Below are 17,516 nucleotides of genomic sequence, written 5' to 3'. Positions count from 1 at the left end.
AGACCCGTCGGGCCGACGCGTATGACACTGCCGTCCGCCACTGCGCCCGCGGGCAATACCGGTGACTTCCAGGAGGCAATTCGTGCGTGAGTTCTCCACGCCCCTGAACATCGAGGTCCCCCGCACGGGGAACCTCACCGACGACGTCGTGACGAACGCTCGCGAGGCCGCGGACTCGGTGGTGTTCAGCCGCAACACCGGCCAGGGGTGGGAGGACGTCACCGCCGCTGCGTTCCTCGCCGAGGTCACGGCGGTGGCCAAGGGCCTGATCGCCGCCGGCATCGAGATCGGCGACCGGGTCGCCCTCCTCTCCAAGACCCGCTACGAGTGGACCCTCCTCGACTACGCCATCTGGTTCGCCGGCGCGGTCTCCGTGCCGATCTACGAGACGTCGTCCGCGGAGCAGATCTCCTGGATCCTCACCGACTCGGGCGCGCGGGGCATCGTCGCGGAGAGCGCCGACCACGTGGCCCGGATCTCGCAGGTGCGCGGCGGGCTCGAGGAGCTCAACCACCTGTGGTGCTTCGACGACAACGCGGTCGAGGTGCTCACCAGCCTCGGCGCCGACATCGAGGACGCAGAGGTCGAGAGGCGGCGCAGCCACGCGACCCCCCTCGATCTGGCCACGCTGATCTACACCTCGGGCACGACCGGCCGCCCCAAGGGCTGCATGCTCACCCACGGCAACTTCATGTTCGAGCTGGGCGTCGCGGTGGACGTGCTCGACGAGGTCTTCGAGGAGGGCGCCTCCACGCTGCTCTTCCTGCCCCTCGCCCACGTGTTCGCCCGGATCATCCAGATCGGCTGCGTCAAGGCACGCGTGAAGATGGGCCACAGCGCGGACATCAAGAACCTCGTCGACGACCTCGGTGTCTTCCGGCCGACGTTCATCCTCGCCGTGCCACGCGTCTTCGAGAAGGTCTTCAACTCGGCCTCCCAGAAGGCTGCGGCCGACGGCAAGGGCCGGATCTTCGACATCGCCGCCGCCACCGCCATCGCCTACTCGCGCGCCCTGGACCGCAAGCGCGGGCCCTCCCCTCTGCTGCGCCTGCGGCACGCGCTGTTCAGCAAGCTGGTCTACGCCAAGCTGCGCACCGCGCTCGGCGGCCGCTGCACGTACGCCGTCTCCGGCGGCGCCCCGCTCGGCGAGCGGCTGGGCCACTTCTACCGCGGCATCGGCCTCATCATCTGCGAGGGCTACGGACTCACGGAGACCACGGCCGCGCTGGCGGTCAACCTGCCCGGCCAGCAGAAGATCGGCACGGTCGGACGCCCCTTCCCGGGCACGGCGGTGCGGGTCGCCGAGGACGGCGAGCTCCTGTTCAAGGGCGGGCAGGTGATGGCCGGCTACTGGCGCAACGAGGAGGCGACCGCCGAGGCCCTGGGCCGCGACGGCTGGTTCCACACCGGCGACGTCGGCGAGGTCGACGACGAGGGCTTCATCCGCATCACCGGACGCAAGAAGGAGATCCTGGTGACCGCCGGGGGGAAGAACGTCGCACCCGCCGTGCTCGAGGACCGGATGCGCTCGCACCACCTCATCGACCAGGTCATGGTCGTGGGTGACGGGCAGCCCTTCATCGGCGCACTGATCACGATCGACGCGGACGTGTTCCCCATGTGGGCCGAGCACCACGGCAAGAGCGGGAGCATCGCGGACAACGTCGACGACCCCGACCTGCGGGCCGCGATCCAGAGCTCCGTCGACGACGCCAACAAGGCGGTCTCCAAGGCCGAGGCCATCCGCAAGTTCCGCATCGTCGCCGACGACTGGACCGAGGAGGGCGGGCAGCTGACCGCCAGCATGAAGCTCAAGCGCAACGTCGTGATGCGCGAGTTCCGCGACGAGGTGGCGGCCCTCTACCTCCCCTGACGCCACCCGTCACAAGATTCGTGTGACCCGGCAGAAACTGACGCGACGCGAGCAGCTTCTGCCGGGTCACCGTGCATTTCTGCCGGGTCGCCGTGATTTTCTGCCGGGTCGGGGTGCGGTCTAGTCCATTCGGACACAATCTTGTGACCTAAGGCCCTGTCCTGCCCGAGTCAGCCCCTGTATTGGTCAAATTTTGTAGTGTCCTGAGCCACACGACCGGGGGCTCAGGAAAGGCGCCGCGAAGAACATGGATCGACGCAAGCTGCTGCTGCTCGTCGCAGCGATGGTCGCTCTGGCCGGCACCACGCTGGTCGTCCTCTATGCCAAGGGAGCCGACGCGCGGGCCGCCGAGCGCTTCGACACCCTGGAGGTGCTGCGGGCCGTCGCCCCGATCGCTGTCGGCGAGAGCATCGAGGTGGCTGCCGAGAGCGGCAAGGTCGAGCTCCAGCCCGTGCCCGAGGGGCAGGTCCTCGACGGAGCCCAGGTCGACACCGATGCGCTGAGCGGCAAGGTGGCGCTCACGACCATCTATCCAGGCGAGCAGATCGTCGCCGCCCGCTTCGGAGGCGCCGCCGAGGCCGCGACCCCCGACCTGCCGATCCCCGACGGCATGCTGGCCGTCTCCGTCGACCTCACCGACCCGGCCCGGGTGGCGGGCTTCGTCGCCCCTGGCTCCGAGGTCGCGATCTTCCTCAACGGCACCGACCCCCGCACGCAGGCGCCGTACACGCGCCTGCTGCTCGAGCGGGTGCAGGTGCTCGGGGTGGGCTCGACGACCCCGGTCTCGACCACGACCACCAGCACCGACGGGCAGCAGACCACCGAGCAGCTGCCCCGGACCCTGCTGACGCTGGCCGTCGACAAGGCCCAGGTCCAGCGCGTGCTCTATGCCTCCGGCAACGGCGAGCTCGCTCTCGGGCTGCTGACCACCGAGAGCGACCTGCCCCGCGACCAGGGCGTCACGGCCGACAACCTGTTCACCGGCAAGTCGTCGCGCTGAGATGCCCGTCGTCCTCGAACGCGACCCGTCGGTCGTCGCATCGCTCCTCGCCGCCCTGCCCCCTGGCGGGCACGTGGTCGACAGCGAGACGCGGCTGAGCAGCTGGCTCGAGCACCGGGTCGAGGAGTACGTCGTCGTGCTCGGCCCCTCCCTGGACCTCGACGCGGCGCTGGGCGTCTGCGAGAGCCTGCGCTTCACCCGACCCACGACCAGCATCGTGCTGGTGCGCGACGAGGTGGACGCAGCCACGCTGACCAGCGCGATGCAGGCGGGCGCGCGCGATGTCGTCCCCGCCGCCGACGTGACCGCCCTCGGCGCGGCCGTCGAGCGCGCCTACCAGCTGTGGGTGGCGCTGCGGGGCCCCTCCGGAGCGTCCCACCGGGGTCGGGTGATCTCGGTCTTCTCCCCCAAGGGAGGGGTGGGCAAGACCACGATGGCCGTCAACCTGGCCCTGGCGCTGGGCGACGGCGGGGCGCGGCAGGTCTGCCTGGTGGATCTCGACCTGGCCTTCGGTGACGTCGCGATCACCCTGCAGCTGTTCCCGTCGCACTCCATCGAGCACGCGATCGGCGGCGAGGACGCGCTGGACTTCTCGCTCGTCGAGTCCCTGCTCACCCGCCACGAGGAGTCGCTGATGGTCCTGGCGGCCCCCAGCCTCCCGGATGCGCGCGAGCGGGTCACGCCCATGCTGGTCCTGCGTCTCCTCCGGACCCTGCGGGAGAAGTTCGACTTCGTCGTCGTCGACACGGCCCCCTCCTTCGACGAGCAGACGCTGACGGCCCTCGACGAGACCGACGAGTGCGTCATCGTGGCGACCCTCGACGTCCCCACGCTGAAGAACGTCAAGGTGGCACTGGAGACGCTCGACATGCTCGATGTCGCGCCCGGGCACCGCCACCTGCTGCTCAACCGGGCCGACGACGCGGTGGGCATCGGCGCCGAGAAGGTCGAGTCGATCCTCGCGATGCCCGTGGTCACCCAGGTCGCGACCTCCCTGGAGATCGCCGCCGCCACCAACACGGGACGGCCCATCGTGCTCTCCCATCCCGACCACCCGTCCAGCGTGGCGGTGCGAGCGCTCGCGTCGCGGCTGCGCGGCGAGCCCGACGCACCGACCGCCGCCCCCTCCACAGCCCCGTCCATGGTCGGCGGCACCGCGCCCGCCTCGCAGGGTCGTGGCGCGCGGCGCTTCAGGATCCGGAGGTAGCGATGAGCACCCTGGCCGAACGACTCGCCGCCGCAGCCGAGCGGCGCCTCGCCGAGGGCGAGCACAGCTCCCCACCCGATGCGGAGAGCGCGCCTGCGCTCACGGACGGGGCCGCCTCGTCCCAGTCCGGCGCATCCGCGTCCGGCGCGCCGGGCTCCGGCGCGTCAGAGCCCGACGGCCCCCAGACCGGCGGCCCCCAGACCGGCGGCCCCGAGACCGGAGCCGTCGCGGCCGGCCGCTCCGTGCGGGCTGCGCTCTTCGGTCCGCCCGAGCCCTCGACGCTGACCGGCCGACGGGCCCGGACGAGCCCCCACCACGACCGGATCGAGGAGATCCGCGGCAACGTGCACGCGGAGCTGCTGCTGCAGCTGGGGCCTCAGCTCTACGACGTGCGGGTGGACCCGGCCGAGCTGGAGACCCGGGTCCGCTCGGTCCTCCAGGCCGTCCTCGCGTCGCAGGATCGGCCGCTGAGCGGCGCTGACCGCCAGCGCGTCACCCAGGACATCACCGACGACATCCTCGGGTTCGGCCCGATCGAACCCTTCCTGCGCGACCCCGAGGTCTCGGAGGTGATGGTCAACGGGTCGCAGAGCATCTGGCTGGAGAAGTCCGGCAGACTCGTCCCCACCGAGGCCCGCTTCGTCGACGAGGCGCATCTGCGTCGCACGATCGACAAGATCGTGTCCCGCATCGGGCGCCGCGTCGACGAGGCCAGCCCCATGGTCGACGCCCGCCTGCCCGACGGGAGCCGGGTCAACGCGGTGATCCCGCCGCTGGCGCTGGACGGATCGTCCCTGACCATCCGCAAGTTCGCCGCCGACCCGTTCACCGCCGAGGACCTGGTCCGGTTCGGCACGCTCGACGAGCGGACGCTCGAGTTCCTGTCCGCCTGCGTCCGGGGTCGGCTCAACCTCGTGGTCTCGGGCAGCACCGGCTCGGGCAAGACCACCACGCTCAACGTGCTGTCGTCGTTCATCCCCGACGACGAGCGGATCGTCACCATCGAGGACGCCGCCGAGCTCCAGCTGCACCAGGCCCACGTCGTACGCCTCGAGTCGCGGCCCGCCAACGTCGAGGGCCGCGGGGCGGTCGAGATCCGCGACCTCGTCCGCAACAGTCTGCGGATGCGCCCCGACCGCATCATCGTCGGCGAGGTCCGCGACGCCTCCGCGCTCGACATGCTGCAGGCGATGAACACCGGCCACGACGGCTCCATCTGCACCGTCCACTCCAACAGCCCGCGCGACACGCTCGCCCGCATCGAGACCATGGTGCTGATGGCCGGCATGGACCTCCCGGTGCGCGCCATCCGCGAGCAGGTCGCCTCGGCGGTGGACCTGATCGTGCACCAGACCCGCTTCAAGGACGGCTCGCGCCACATCACCCACATCACCGAGGTGGAGCGGATGGAGGGCGACGTCATCACCCTGCAGGACCTGTTCGTCTTCGACCACTCCGCCGGCTTCGACGCCGAGGGGAGGACCAAGGGGCGGCTGCGCGCCACGGGTCTGCGCCCGCAGCTCCTGGACAGGCTGGGCCAGGCCAACGTCACGGTCGACCCGCTGCTGTTCGCCACGAGGGCACGCTGATGCCGGGGCTGGGCACCGCCGGGGTGCCGGAGTGGCTGCTGTACGTCGGTGTGGCCGCGCTCGGCGGCGGGCTGCTGGTCGTGCTGTTCCTGCTCGTGCTGATGCTGGCGCCGGCCGCCACGGTGGCCGACCGGGTGACCGCCTACACCGACGCCACCACGCGCATCCGGGACTCGCACGCCGGCCGGGAGCCGGCCCTCGCCCAGGCCACGGACGCGACCGCGCAGGTGCTGCGTCGCAGCCGGTCCCTCGAGGCGCTCATCACCAGCCGGCTCGAGCGTGCGGGCAGCGAGCTGAAGCCGGCGGAGTGGGTGCTCGTGCACGGCGCCTCACTGGTGGGCGCCGCCGTGGTCGGGCTGCTGCTCGGCGCCGGCAGCCCCCTGGTCGTGGTGGTGGCGGTTCTGCTCGGAGCGACCGCGCCGTGGCTGTGGCTGGGGGTCCGCGCCACCCAGCGGCTGCGGGCCTTCAACGCCGCCCTCCCCGACACCCTGCAGCTCATCTCCGGGTCCCTGTCCGCGGGCCTGTCGCTGGCGCAGTCGCTCGACACGGTCGTGCGTGAGGGCAGCGAACCGGTCGCCGGCGAGTTTCGGCGCGTGCTGGTCGAGACCCGCCTCGGCGTCCCCCTCGAGGACGCCCTGGAGGGCGTCACGGATCGCTTCGAGAGCTTGGACTTCGCGTGGGTGGTGATGGCCATCCGCATCCAGCGTCAGGTCGGCGGCAATCTGGCCGAGCTGCTCGACACCGTGGCGGCGACGATGCGCGAGCGTGAGTACCTGCGACGTCAGGTGTCCACACTGTCGGCCGAGGGGCGCATCTCGGCCTGGATCCTCGGCGGGCTTCCCCCGGTGTTCCTGCTCTACCTGGCCGTGACCAACGCCGACTACGTCCGCCCCCTGTGGACGACGGGGATGGGCGTCGTGATGTTGCTGGGGGCCGCGCTGTGGCTCGCCATCGGAGCGTTCGTGATGAGCCGCATGGTGAAGGTGGAGGTGTGACCGGATGACGCTCCTGCTGCTCGGGCTGGTCCTCCTCGCGATCGCCCTCACCCTGGCGTGGACGGTCGTCGGCTCCCCCACCGAGTCGGGTGGGGTCACCCGGTCGCTGGCCGTCCTGCGCGCGATGACCACCGCACCCGACGAGCTCACCGCCGACCTCGACCGGTCCTTCTCCGTGCGCGTCCTCCAGCCGCTGCAGGGACGGGCCGTCTCCCTGGGCCGTCGGCTCAGCGGCGCCGACACCGGAGAGCGATGGCGTCACAAGCTCGACCTCGCCGGCAACCCCGCGGGCTGGAGCATCGACCGCATCCTGGCGAGCAAGGTCCTCGGGGCCGTCGCCGGCCTCGTCGTGTCGTTCCTCGCCGCCGTGCTCCTGGGATTGTCGGCGCCCCTCGGCCTGCTCACCGTGCTGGGCGGGACGGCTCTCGGCTTCTTCGCGGTCAACCTGTGGCTCTACCAGCTGGCCTACGACCGGGCCGAGCGGATGCAGCGCGAGCTGCCCGACGCCGTCGATCTGCTGACGATCTGCGTGGAGTCGGGGCTCGGGTTCGACGCTGCCCTGCAACAGGTGGCCCGCCACACCGAGGGCCCGCTCGCGGAGGAGCTGGCCCGCGTGCTGCAGGAGATGCAGCTTGGGCAAGGACGCGCCACAGCCCTGCGCGGCCTCGCGGAGCGCTCCACCGTCGCCGACCTGCGCTCCCTGGTCAGCGCTCTGGTCCAGGCCGAGTCCTTCGGGATCCCGATCGGTCAGGTTCTGCGGGTGCAGACGGGCGAGATGCGGCTCAAGCGACGCCAGCGCGCCGAGGAGAAGGCCCAGAAGGTCCCGGTGAAGATGACCTTCCCGCTGGTCCTCTTCATCCTCCCCACCCTCTTCGTGGCCGTGCTCGGGCCGGCGATCATCTCGTTGGCGGGGCAGTTCGGGTGACTCGCCCCGCCAATCCCAGACCCGCCATTCCCGGACCAGCCAGCCTCGCCGCCGCTGCCCGCGCCTTCTCCCTGCTGCTCCTGGCCACCCCCACCGTGGGCATGTGGGACACCGCCGGCATGGTCGCCCTGATCGGGCTGGGCGCCATCTGGCTGGCCGCCTCCGGACTCGGGGCGACCCGACTGCGCCGGATGCCGGCGCTGGTCGTGGAGGGCTGTCTCGTCGCTGCGGTGTGCGGACTGTTCGCGGACAGCTCCCCGCAGCTGCTCGCAGCCCTGGCCACCACGCCGTTCATCGCCGGCCTCATCCGTGGGGGCCGGGGCCTGGCAGAGGTGCTCCTCGCCGAGGTCGTCCTCGTCGTCTGCACTGTGTGGCAGTCGATGGGCCAGTCCGCGGGGCTCCCCACCGCCGGCCAGGTCGGGCAGCTCACCACCTGGCTCGGGGTCAGTCTCGGGGTGGGGCTGGTCGCCGTCTTCATCCGGTCGACCCGCGCCCGAGGCTCGGACGCACTCGACGGCTACCGCAACGCCCGGGCGCTGGTCCTCGAGCTGCTGGAGCTCTCCGGAGACCTGGGCCCGGGTCTCGACCCGCTGTCCTTCGGCAACCAGATCCTCTCCGCGATCCACGACGAGCTGCCGGTCACGTCCCTGACGCTGCAGGTCCCCCGCGAGGACGGTCTTACACCGCTCACGCTCCCCCACCCGTGCTCGCCCGCGGCCGCCGAGTCACCTGCCGCGGTCGCGCTCGCCACAGCCGCCCTCGTCGAGCAGGTGCCGCGGACGTGCGGCCGCGACTTCGCGCTCCCCCTCGTGGTCGACGATCGGGCCGTGGCGGTGGTGACCGGCTCGCTCGCCGCCCGGTCCGACCCCGAACGGCTCGGCGTCGAGCGCGCCCTGCGCAGCCTCTCCCACAGCCTGACACCGCTCGTGCTCCAGCTGGACACCGCGCTCCTCTTCGTCGCCATCCGTGGGGCCGGCAGTGCCGGGGAGCGCCGCCGTCTCGCCCGGGAGATGCACGACGGGGTCGCCCAGGACGTCGCGTCGATGGGCTACCTCGTCGACGGGCTCCTCGAGCGGCCTCACTCGACCGAGCAGGCCGACCAGCTCCGGCTGCTGCGGCGCACGATCTCCGCGGTGGTGGAGGAGGTACGTCGGACCGTGCTGGCTCTGCGCACCGAGACCGCCGAGCGCGAGAGCCTCGGCGAGGCGATCGCCGCCCTCGCCCGCCACCTCGGCGACGTGTCCTCGATCCCGGTGCGCGTCAGCGTCGACGAGGGCGTGACCCGGCTGCGCCCCGAGGTGGAGACGGAGCTGCTGCGCATCACGCAGGAGGCGATGACCAACGCCGTACGCCATGCCGGTGCCAGCACCGTCGAGGTGGCCTGTCACGTGGACCCGCCCCGCGCCGCGATCGTGGTCACCGACGACGGCAACGGGATGGGTCCGCCGCGTCCGGACTCCCACGGGCTGCGGATCATGCACGAGCGCGCCCGGCTGATCGGAGCGCGCCTCGACATCCGCGACCGCGAGACGGGTGGCGTCGTGCTCACCGTCGAGGTCCCCCACCAGGTGGCGGTCTCATGAAGGTGCTGCTCGTCGACGACCACGAGCTGATCCGGCACGGCCTGACGATGGCGTTCGCGCGCGAGCCCGACATGAGCGTCGTGGCGCAGGCGGCGAGCGTGGCCGACAGCCTGGTCGCCTTCCGCGAGCACGCCCCGGACGTGGTCGTGACCGATCTCCAGCTCCCGGACGGGACCGGCCTCGACATCGTCCGCGCCATCCGCCAGGAGAGCCCCTCGACGGGCCTGGTGATCTTGACCATGCACGCGGGGGACGACCAGGTCTTCGCGGCGATGCAGGCGGGAGCGTCCGGCTTCGTCGGCAAGGACGCGCCGTCCGGCGATGTCGTCGCCGCGGCACGGCACGCGGCTGCGGCGCCCCAGTCGTTCGTGAGCAGCGGCCTCGCTGCCGCCATGGTGCGGCGGATCTCCGGGGAGTCGACCCGGCTCTCCTCCCGGGAGCACGACGTCCTCGTGCTGCTGGCCGACGGGCTGGGGGCCGCCGCGATCGGCCGACGGCTCCACATGAGCGAGTCGACGGCCAAGTCGCACATCGCCCGGATCTATCAGAAGCTCGGCGCCACGAACCGTGCGCAGGCGCTGGTCACCGCGATGCGGGTGGGGTTGCTCTCGACGGTCGCTTCTACTCCGTCTAGGCACTGATGTCCATAGCCCACCCGGGCCATCCGACACTGACCAAAGTCCTGATTCGGCCGGGACCATCGGCACGCCAGACTCCTTCCGTCGCGCGACTCGGGGATCGCGACGTCCGACATGTGGGGACTCAAGGGGAGGCAGATCCGATGGTTGAGCTGTTGAAGATTCTGGTGGACGCGCGCAAGGCGCGGATGGACGAGCGCGGGGCGTCGGCGGTGGAGTACGGACTGCTGGTGGCGGCGATCGCCGCGGCCGTGGTAATCGCGGTGTTCTTCATGGGCAATGCGATCAAAGACCTGTTCTCGGACACGTGCGCTGAGGTTGCCTCAGGGGCAAACTGCACCACCCCTCCGACGCCCTAGCGCTCGGCCAGCGCCATCCGCTCCAGCACCAGCGGATGGCTGCCGAACCAGAAGTGCGACCACCGCGGCGGCGTGGGGTCGGCCAACGACCTCAGCGAGAGCTGGCGCTGCATCGCGACGAAGCTGTCGGGGTCGCCGGTGGCCTCCAGCGCCACGACGTCGGCGCGGGTCTCGATCTGGCGGCTGATGCCGTTCTCCACCGGGCTGGCCAGCAGCGTGCCGACGGCGACCAGCGCCAGCACGAGCGGAACGACGGCAGGGTCGGCGAGCCGACTGCGGGGCGGGGCCTCAGGCTCCGCCCCGTCGCGGGCGCCGGGGGCGCGTCCCAGCAGTGCTCCGAGCAGCCCGACGGCGAACAGCACACCGACGACGCCCAGCCCCGTGCCGACCAGGACGTCGTGCTGCTCGGCGTGGGCCAGCTCGTGAGCGACGACCGAGAGCACCTCGGTCTGCGGGACGTCCTCGACGAGGTTGTCGTAGAGGACGACGCGTCGGGTGCTGCCCAGCCCGGAGATATAGGCGTTCAGCGTCGTCGTCCGACGTGAGGCGTCGGCGACGAGCACGTCGTCGACGTCGACGCCCTCACGCTCGGCCACCTCGAGGACAGCGGCGCGCAGCTGGCCCTCAGGCAGGGAGTCGAAGTCGTGGAAGAGCGGCTCCACCAGGACCGGGTAGACGAAGGAGCCGACCAGCACCAGGGCACCGAGCACCGTCCCCGCGACGGCCGGCCAGGCCCGCCGCCATCGACGGGCGCTCCCGACCAGCACCAGCAGCACGACCGAGCTGACGACGACGCTCACCAGCAGGTTGCGGACCTCATCGGCGAGGTAGGTGCCCCACGTCTGCGCGGACAGCCCGTAGTCGCGCCGCAGGTCGAGCAGGGCGAGCCCGAGGGGCAGGGTCAGCAGCCGACCGACCAGCAGCACCGCCGTGACCCCCAGCACCACCCGCAGCCACCACGGGCCAGGGATGCGCCGCATCAGCGCCTGCCCCGCGCGGGAGAAGCCCAGCACGACCGAGATCATGAGCGACAGCGCCAGCGAGGACCAACTCCACACCCGGGCCCAGCGCGAGTACTCCTCCGCGCGGGCGATCTGGTCGGAGGTGAAGACCTCCTCGGGACGCAGCGCCGCGACGGAACCGCCCGGCACGGGCTGCCACGGGACCAGCCACACGGCGAGCAGCACGAAGACGGCCCCGCCAACCAGCAGCGTGCCCACGCCCACGCCGCGCTCGCTGCGCATCATCGGGCGAGCTCCTCGAGCCGTGCCTGCCAGCGAGCGGTGAGATCGGCCAGGCTCATCGCCGTCTCCTCCTCCAGGACCCGCACCAGCGGCTCACCCGCGGAGACCCGCTCGTAGAGCCGGAGCAGAGCAGCCTCTCCGGCGGCGTCGGCGACGACCCCGCAGGCGAGCCAGGCGCTCTCGTAGGCCGCCCCGAGGTGCGTGGCGGCGGTGTCGAACTCCTCGACCCCGGGCAGCGCGGACGGCGTCCCGTCGCGGCGTACCTGCTCGACGATCTGGGCCGCCGTCGTCGACAGCGGCAGGTCCACGTCACGCAGCGCGACGTGGTCGGCGAAGCCCTCGAGCAGCCACAGCGGCAGGGACCCGCTCGTCGCCGCACCGGTGGCGACGTGGGCGGCCTCGTGGCTCATCACCACCTGGGCACCGCTCCCCCGCAGACGTGCGTAGACCTCGGGGTTGACGAAGACGTGCGTCGGCGCTGCCGGGCTGAGCGAGCCGTCCACTGTGGTCGTGACCGCGGCGACCGCGTCGTAGGCCCCCTCGGGGGCGCCGACCGCCCGATGCAGCGCGGCCGCGGAGGCGGGCACCTCGACCACCAGCCGGGGGCGCCAGTCGGTGAGCACCCGCCGGACCACGGGCACGGCGCGCGAGGCTCGCCGTGCGTAGGCGTCGGCCACCGTCGCCTCGCCCGCGACCAGCACCAGCGTGGTCGGCGTACGACGCACCTCCAGGTCCGCGGTCAGCCACAGCGGGGCGCGCCCCTCGTCGCCGCCGACGCCGGTGATGTAGGCACCCTCCCCGCCCGACTCTCCGCCCGCGTCTCCTGCGGCCCGGAAGCTGACGACGATCTCGGTGCGGGCGGGGGTCGTGTCGAAGCCCGCGAAGCGCCAGGTCGCCGACACGGCCGCCGACCAGGCGCCGTCGGCGGACGCTGCCCCGGTCTCGTCGACGTAGCGCAGCGCGAGGTCGGCCACGTCGAGCTCCGTCGCGTTCGTGGCCACCGCCGCCAGCAGGTCGGCGGCGGCCGTGTCGCCGGGAGGAGCCAGCGCTGCCGCGGCCTCATCGTCGCCGTCGCTCACCGCCTGCACCAGGTCAGCGAGGGCCGCAGCGGCGGCGCCGGCGCTGACCACGGGCGCCCGCGCCTCGCGCGGATCGGCGACATAGGGGTCGTCGCCCAGCATGACAACCAGCAGGACCACCAGCGCGATCACCAGCACGACGGACAGCGAAAGGCCGGCCGCCCACCGCAGTGGACGACCGGCCTTCGAGGAGCGGGACTCAGCCAGGGCGGACCGCGCCGGAGTAGGGCATCGAGAAGACACCCGAGACCGCCACACCCGTGCTGGGGTTCGCGGCGTGCACGATCTGGCCGTTGCCGATGTACAGGCCGACGTGGCTGATGGGGCTGTAGTAGAACACCAGGTCGCCGGGCTGCAACGCGTCCGAGGAGACCCGCGTGCCCGAGGCGGACTGCGCGCTCGACGAGTGCGGGAGGCCGACACCGGCCTGGGCCCAGGCCATCATCGTCAGGCCGGAGCAGTCGAAGGCGCTCGGACCGGCGGCGCCGTAGACGTAGGAGTCGCCCACCTGGGCCATGGCGTACTGGATCGCGGCACCCGCGCGTCCGGAGGCCGGAACGTCGACGGGGAGACGGGTCTCGCTGCGCGAGGAGGCGGTCATCCGCTCACGCTCGTCGGCCTCGAGCTCGTCGAGGAGCTCCTCGGCCGCCTCGAGCTTGGTGTCGATCGTCGTCTTCTCCTTGCCGAGGCGCTTCTTGGCCGCGGCGATGTCGGCGGCGCGCTCCTCGGTCGCCTCGCGGCGGATGTCGAGGGCCTCGAGCTCGGTGGAGTAGTCGTCGAAGAGGCTCGTCTGCATGTCGTTGAACGTCGACATCGTCGAGAGCTGGGCGAGGAACGACTTGGGGTCGTCGGAGACGACGACCTCGCCCACGGTGGAGATGGCCTCGCCCTGGTACTGCCGGACGACGGAGTCCTCGACCTGGCTGCGCACGCCCTCGAGGGTCGTGGACTGGCGCTTCTCGTCGGCCTCGAGCGAGTCGAGGTCCTTGGTCAGCTCCGCGAGCTCGATCTTGGCGTCGTTGTAGCGCTCCGAGGCCTGCTCGGCCTCGTGGTAGAGCTTGTCGACGCGCTCCTTGACGGTCGCGAGGTCGGGCTCCGCGTAGGACGGGCTGGCAGGGACCAGCCCGACGGCGATGAGGGCGGTGATGCCCGTGAGGGCACTGATGAGTCGCTTCCGGCCGTGCAGCACGAGCGGGCGGTCTCCCTTGCGTGTCGTACGCCTACCGGGTGAGCTGACGGGTTCGGGCACGACTGCCCTACCGCCGCTCCACGTGCACGTGCGCACGCCTTGCGACGGATTCACCCCAGGGGGAAGTGGTTCCCCGGCTCCGGGGCCCGTCAGCACTGGGCTGGGAGCTCCGGACTCGGCGCGGTGCCCGCGCAGATCGGTCTGATCTGCTTCCACGGACACCAAGTGCTCACGTTAGTGCGCGGCCGCAGTGGCGGCAAACCTTCCTGCACAACTCACACGTGTTTCTTGCCACGGCGCGCTGGCTGTCTCGACCGGTGGTCAGGCGGACTCGATCTGGGGCCCGGCCGAGGGGCGCACCATCCGCAGCGGGGGCACCAGTCCCCCCTGCGCCAGGATGCCCAGGGCACGCTGCTCGTCGTCGTCGAACTCCAGCTCCGGCGGCGGCCCCAGCAGCACCGTCACCACGCAGTCGTGGCAGTGCAGTCCGCGCACCTGGCAGTCATCGCAGTCGATTCGTGTCGTCATGTGCGGCACGCTCGCAGGCGCCACCGACATTCCGGTCCGACGGCGCCTCGCGTCGGCGTGTCGCGGCCTAGAGCTGGCGGGTCAGCAGCTCCACGAGGACCTCGGAGGAGACCGCGCGGGCACCGCCGCGTGTCGCGTCGCGGGCCACCTCGCGGTCGCTCGACACGACCACCACCACCCGTCCGCCGGGCTCGACCGCCACGAGATCGCGGATGACGTCGTCGGCGATCACCCCGACCGGACTGAAGAGCACCTTCACCCCGCGTGGAGCGGTCGCGGGGGGCCGACTGGTCGACGAGGCCGCGTCGAAGACCACGGTCGTCTCGGCGCCGCCGCGCGCGACGACAGGGGCGAGCGCCTTGAGCAGGCGGGCCCGCTGCGCATCCAGCGACGAGCCGGGCCAGGCGGTCTTGCTGACGTTGTAGCCGTCCACGATGAGGCGCGCGCGCGGCATCGCGAGCAGCTGCTCGAGCACCGCCGGTGTCGGCGCGGGTGCCACCGGCAGGGCCGCCGGGGAGCGGTCCCCGTCCGCCTCGAGCTCCGCCTCGAGGCGCTCGGCCGGCGACCCGGAGACGGTCGGGAGCCCGAGCTCACGGCGCAGCCCGTGCGCCGACTCGAGCAGGGTGTCGAGCAGCACCCGGGCTCGCAGGGTCGCCCCCTCCTGCTCGTCGCGACTGGCGCGCCGGGCCGCGGCCAGCGCTCCCTCGAGCTCCTCGATGCGTCGACGCAGCCGTCGGTTCTCCGCATCGGCCGCCGAGACGACCGAGTCCACCCGGGCGGAGGCACCCGCGACCTCCGTGCTGGCCGCGGCCGCCTTCTCGCGCGCCGTACGCTCCGCCGCCCGGGACTCACCGAGCTTGCGTCGCAGCGCCGCGTTCTCCGCCTTGAGCTCCTCGACCACCTGCCGGTGAGCGGCGCGGAGCTCCCTGGCGGTCGCCTCGGCGCCCTCGAGCTTGCGCCGCAGCAGCTCCAGGTCGACCGACTCACGATCCTCGGCCGCCGCCTCGGCGCGCCGGCCCAGGCGCTCCACGAGCACGCCGACCCGGTCCTGCCAGCCCTCCGGGCGCAGCAGCCAGGTGAGGGCGCCGACCTCGACCTCGTCGGGCCCGTCCCCCTCCAACACCTCCGTCGCGTGCGGAGAGGAGGCGGCGACCTGGGTGGCCACCAGCGCCCGGAACCCGTCGTCGGAGGTCAGCGCCCTCTCGATCGCAGCTCCCCCCAGCCGGGCCCGGCGCTGGGGCGTGAACGCGGCGACCTTGCGCAGCGCGGGCGGGAGCGGGGTGACGTCGGGCAGCACCTGTGCCGCGAGCGCGAGCACGCGAGCCCGCAGGACGACCGGGAGGTGCCGGGGGTCCGGCGAGGGGGGTGTGGGGGCGACGACCGCGCTCATGGCAGCCCCCCTCAGTCCGTCACGGCGTCGTCGGCGACGGTCTCGTGGCGACCGACGACCTCGATCTGGTCGCCGCGACCGCACCAGCGGCAGGTGACGACCTCGAGGCGCTCCTCGCGCAGCACCGTGTCCTCGACCCGGTAGTCCCCGGCCAGGTCGAAGTGCCAGAACTCGGTGGTACGACGCGTCCGGGCGACGTCGAAGCGGGTCAGGTTGCCGCAGCCGCCGCAGCGCCAGCGGCGGGCGGCGTCGGGGCTGGTGGGCACGGCGGCTCCTCCTCGGCTGCTGGGGCGGGCCTGGCCCTGGACCACGGGTTCTCGGGCCGGCTCGTCACGATGAACAGATCACAACCACCCTATGCGCGCGTCCTCAGCCGCATTGTCGGTGGCCGCATCTAGCGTCACGAGCATGAGCAGTGCCGTTCAGAGTGCGACCACCCGCTGGGAGTCGCAACGCAGTTTCGACGAGCTGGGCCGTCCCCTGCGCGACCTCACCTTCTGCGTCGTCGACCTGGAGACCACCGGAGGATCGGCCGCGGGAGGGTCGATGATCACCGAGATCGGGGCCGTCAAGGTCCGCGGTGGGGAGGTCCTCGGCGAGTTCCAGACCCTGGTCAACCCGCACACCGCCATCCCGCCGTTCATCGCGGTGCTGACCGGCATCAGCAACTCGATGGTCGCGGACGCGCCGCCGATCGAGTCCGCGCTGCCCGCGTTCTTGGAGTTCGCCGCCGGCTGCGTGCTGGTGGCCCACAACGCGCCGTTCGACGTGGGGTTCCTCAAGCACTTCGCGGCCGAGCAGGGGCGCCCCTGGCCGACGTTCGAGGTGCTCGACACGGCCCGGCTGGCCCGCCGGGTGATCACCCGCGACGACGCGCCCAACTGCAAGCTCTCCTCGCTGGCGGTGCTCTTCGGCGCCTCGACGACCCCCAACCACCGCGCGCTCTCGGACGCCCGGGCCACCGTCGACGTGCTGCACGGCCTGATGGAGCGCCTCGGCAGTCTCGGGGTGCACACCCTCGAGGAGCTGCAGACGTTCTCCTCGCGGGTCAGCACCTCGCAGCGCAAGAAGCGCCACCTGGCCGAGGCCCTCCCCCACGCCCCCGGCGTCTACCTCTTCCGCGACGAGCAGGAGCGGGTCCTCTACGTCGGCACCTCACGCGACCTGCGCACCCGGGTGCGGTCCTACTTCACCGCCTCGGAGACGCGCTCGCGGATGGGCGAGATGGTCAACCTCGCCGCCACGGTGACCGGCATCGAGTGCGCCACGCCGTTGGAGGCCGAGGTCCGTGAGCTGAGGCTGATCGCCGAGCACAAGCCCCGCTACAACCGCCGCTCGCGCTTCCCGGAGAAGGTCCACTTCCTCAAGCTCACCCGCGAGACCTGGCCCCGGCTGTCGCTGGTGCGCCGGGTGCTCGACGACGACGCCGACTACCTGGGGCCGTTCTCCTCCCGCAAGACGGCCGAGAAGTGTCTGGCTGCCCTGCACGACACGTTCCCCGTGCGCCAGTGCGGCGGCCGCCTGCCGCGGCTGCCGTCGCGCTCGGCCTGCGTGCTGGCCGAGATGGACAAGTGTCTGGCTCCGTGTGACGGCAGCGTCGACGAGGACGGCTACGGCGCGGTCGTGCGCCGGCTGCGCGACACCCTGCTGCGCAGGCCCGACGAGGTGGTCGAGGCGATCAACGAGCGGATGACCGCCCTCGCCCTCGACGAGCGGTTCGAGGAGGCCGGCAGCCATCGCGACCGGCTCGCCGCCTTCATCCGCGCGGCTTCGCGGACCCAGCGACTCACCGCGCTCACCCGCTGCCCCGAGGTGGTGGCGGCCCGCCGCGAGGACGACGGGCGGTGGGCGGTGCACGTCGTACGCCACGGCCGGCTGGCCGCCGCGGGCGTGATCCCACCGGGCGCCGATGCGCAC

The 17,516-nt window shown here is 72.2% G+C and carries 16 protein-coding genes and 1 riboswitch; of the genes, 10 read left to right on the top strand and 6 right to left on the bottom strand.

Annotated features, from left to right (window positions below):
- The first annotated feature begins 82 nt into the window (after positions 1 to 82).
- The 9 genes from ACYU7L_RS15480 (at position 83) to ACYU7L_RS15440 (ending at position 10,169) form a co-directional block, all read left to right on the top strand.
- Positions 83 to 1,873: an AMP-dependent synthetase/ligase gene (locus tag ACYU7L_RS15480; RefSeq protein WP_460798316.1), complete on the top strand. Its 1,791-nt coding sequence runs from the start codon at positions 83 to 85 to the stop codon at positions 1,871 to 1,873.
- Between the two features lie 247 nt (positions 1,874 to 2,120).
- A complete protein-coding gene (gene cpaB / locus ACYU7L_RS15475) occupies positions 2,121 to 2,873 on the top strand; it encodes a Flp pilus assembly protein CpaB (protein WP_460798314.1) in 753 nt (250 codons plus the stop codon).
- A gap of 1 nt (position 2,874) precedes the next feature.
- A complete protein-coding gene (locus tag ACYU7L_RS15470; protein ID WP_460798312.1) occupies positions 2,875 to 4,080 on the top strand; it encodes an AAA family ATPase in 1,206 nt (401 codons plus the stop codon).
- Between the two features lie 2 nt (positions 4,081 to 4,082).
- Positions 4,083 to 5,669, top strand: a complete 1,587-nt coding sequence (locus ACYU7L_RS15465; protein WP_460798310.1) for a CpaF family protein — start codon at positions 4,083 to 4,085, stop codon at positions 5,667 to 5,669.
- Entirely contained in the window at positions 5,669 to 6,664 is a 996-nt protein-coding gene (locus tag ACYU7L_RS15460) for a type II secretion system F family protein (protein WP_460798306.1), read from the top strand. Before ACYU7L_RS15465 ends, ACYU7L_RS15460 begins: the two co-directional genes overlap by 1 nt.
- A 4-nt stretch (positions 6,665 to 6,668) precedes the next feature.
- Complete coding sequence (locus tag ACYU7L_RS15455) at positions 6,669 to 7,589, top strand: type II secretion system F family protein (protein ID WP_460798304.1); 921 nt, start codon at positions 6,669 to 6,671, stop codon at positions 7,587 to 7,589.
- Positions 7,586 to 9,172 carry a sensor histidine kinase gene (locus tag ACYU7L_RS15450; RefSeq protein ID WP_460798301.1) on the top strand — a complete coding sequence of 529 codons (1,587 nt, stop codon included), beginning with the start codon at positions 7,586 to 7,588 and terminating at the stop codon, positions 9,170 to 9,172. Before ACYU7L_RS15455 ends, ACYU7L_RS15450 begins: the two co-directional genes overlap by 4 nt.
- Entirely contained in the window at positions 9,169 to 9,813 is a 645-nt protein-coding gene (locus tag ACYU7L_RS15445) for a response regulator transcription factor (RefSeq protein WP_460798298.1), read from the top strand. The genes ACYU7L_RS15450 and ACYU7L_RS15445 overlap by 4 nt, the downstream gene beginning before the upstream one ends.
- Before the next feature lie 140 nt (positions 9,814 to 9,953).
- Positions 9,954 to 10,169, top strand: a complete 216-nt coding sequence (locus ACYU7L_RS15440) for a Flp family type IVb pilin (protein WP_460798296.1) — start codon at positions 9,954 to 9,956, stop codon at positions 10,167 to 10,169.
- Here the strand turns inward: ACYU7L_RS15440 and ACYU7L_RS15435 are convergent.
- From ACYU7L_RS15435 to ACYU7L_RS15410, 6 genes are all read right to left on the bottom strand, one after another.
- Positions 10,166 to 11,416, bottom strand: coding sequence for a M48 family metalloprotease (locus tag ACYU7L_RS15435; RefSeq protein ID WP_460798294.1), 1,251 nt, complete (start codon positions 11,414 to 11,416; stop codon positions 10,166 to 10,168). The genes ACYU7L_RS15440 and ACYU7L_RS15435 overlap by 4 nt on opposite strands.
- Positions 11,413 to 12,630: a hypothetical protein gene (locus ACYU7L_RS15430; protein ID WP_460798291.1), complete on the bottom strand. Its 1,218-nt coding sequence runs from the start codon at positions 12,628 to 12,630 to the stop codon at positions 11,413 to 11,415. The genes ACYU7L_RS15435 and ACYU7L_RS15430 overlap by 4 nt, the downstream gene beginning before the upstream one ends.
- A gap of 61 nt (positions 12,631 to 12,691) precedes the next feature.
- The gene (locus ACYU7L_RS15425) at positions 12,692 to 13,741 is read right to left on the bottom strand and encodes a C40 family peptidase (RefSeq protein ID WP_460798287.1); all 1,050 of its coding nucleotides are present in this window, start codon (positions 13,739 to 13,741) and stop codon (positions 12,692 to 12,694) included.
- A riboswitch (cyclic di-AMP (ydaO/yuaA leader) is annotated at positions 13,708 to 13,843 on the bottom strand. It overlaps the preceding gene by 34 nt.
- 159 nt (positions 13,844 to 14,002) lie before the next feature.
- A complete protein-coding gene (locus ACYU7L_RS15420) occupies positions 14,003 to 14,209 on the bottom strand; it encodes a hypothetical protein (protein ID WP_460798285.1) in 207 nt (68 codons plus the stop codon).
- Between the two features lie 67 nt (positions 14,210 to 14,276).
- Positions 14,277 to 15,599 (bottom strand): NYN domain-containing protein, encoded by a 1,323-nt coding sequence (locus ACYU7L_RS15415; RefSeq protein ID WP_460798282.1) that lies wholly within the window; start codon positions 15,597 to 15,599, stop codon positions 14,277 to 14,279.
- 11 nt (positions 15,600 to 15,610) lie between these two features.
- Positions 15,611 to 15,865, bottom strand: coding sequence for a hypothetical protein (locus ACYU7L_RS15410; RefSeq protein ID WP_460798279.1), 255 nt, complete (start codon positions 15,863 to 15,865; stop codon positions 15,611 to 15,613).
- Positions 15,866 to 16,007: 142 nt separating this feature from the next.
- On the opposite strand from ACYU7L_RS15410, the gene ACYU7L_RS15405 reads away from it, so the two are divergent.
- On the top strand, positions 16,008 to 17,516 hold a 1,509-nt coding region (locus ACYU7L_RS15405; RefSeq protein WP_460798277.1), incomplete at its 3' end, for a DEDD exonuclease domain-containing protein.

The organism is Nocardioides pacificus (assembly GCF_054775955.1).
The sequence above is the reverse complement of the archived record's forward strand: the minus strand, read 5'-3'. Positions and strand labels throughout refer to the sequence as shown.

Bases quoted from the DNA above. Each gene is read 5' to 3' on its own strand.
- cpaB (WP_460798314.1), top strand. From the start codon at position 2,121: ATGGATCGACGCAAGCTGCTGCTGCTCGTCGCAGCGATGGTCGCTCTG.
- ACYU7L_RS15470 (WP_460798312.1), top strand. From the start codon at position 2,875: ATGCCCGTCGTCCTCGAACGCGACCCGTCGGTCGTCGCATCGCTCCTC.
- ACYU7L_RS15465 (WP_460798310.1), top strand. From the start codon at position 4,083: ATGAGCACCCTGGCCGAACGACTCGCCGCCGCAGCCGAGCGGCGCCTC.
- ACYU7L_RS15460 (WP_460798306.1), top strand. From the start codon at position 5,669: ATGCCGGGGCTGGGCACCGCCGGGGTGCCGGAGTGGCTGCTGTACGTC.
- ACYU7L_RS15455 (WP_460798304.1), top strand. From the start codon at position 6,669: ATGACGCTCCTGCTGCTCGGGCTGGTCCTCCTCGCGATCGCCCTCACC.
- ACYU7L_RS15445 (WP_460798298.1), top strand. From the start codon at position 9,169: ATGAAGGTGCTGCTCGTCGACGACCACGAGCTGATCCGGCACGGCCTG.
- ACYU7L_RS15440 (WP_460798296.1), top strand. From the start codon at position 9,954: ATGGTTGAGCTGTTGAAGATTCTGGTGGACGCGCGCAAGGCGCGGATG.
- ACYU7L_RS15435 (WP_460798294.1), bottom strand. From the start codon at position 11,416: ATGATGCGCAGCGAGCGCGGCGTGGGCGTGGGCACGCTGCTGGTTGGC.
- ACYU7L_RS15420 (WP_460798285.1), bottom strand. From the start codon at position 14,209: ATGACGACACGAATCGACTGCGATGACTGCCAGGTGCGCGGACTGCAC.
- ACYU7L_RS15415 (WP_460798282.1), bottom strand. From the start codon at position 15,599: ATGAGCGCGGTCGTCGCCCCCACACCCCCCTCGCCGGACCCCCGGCAC.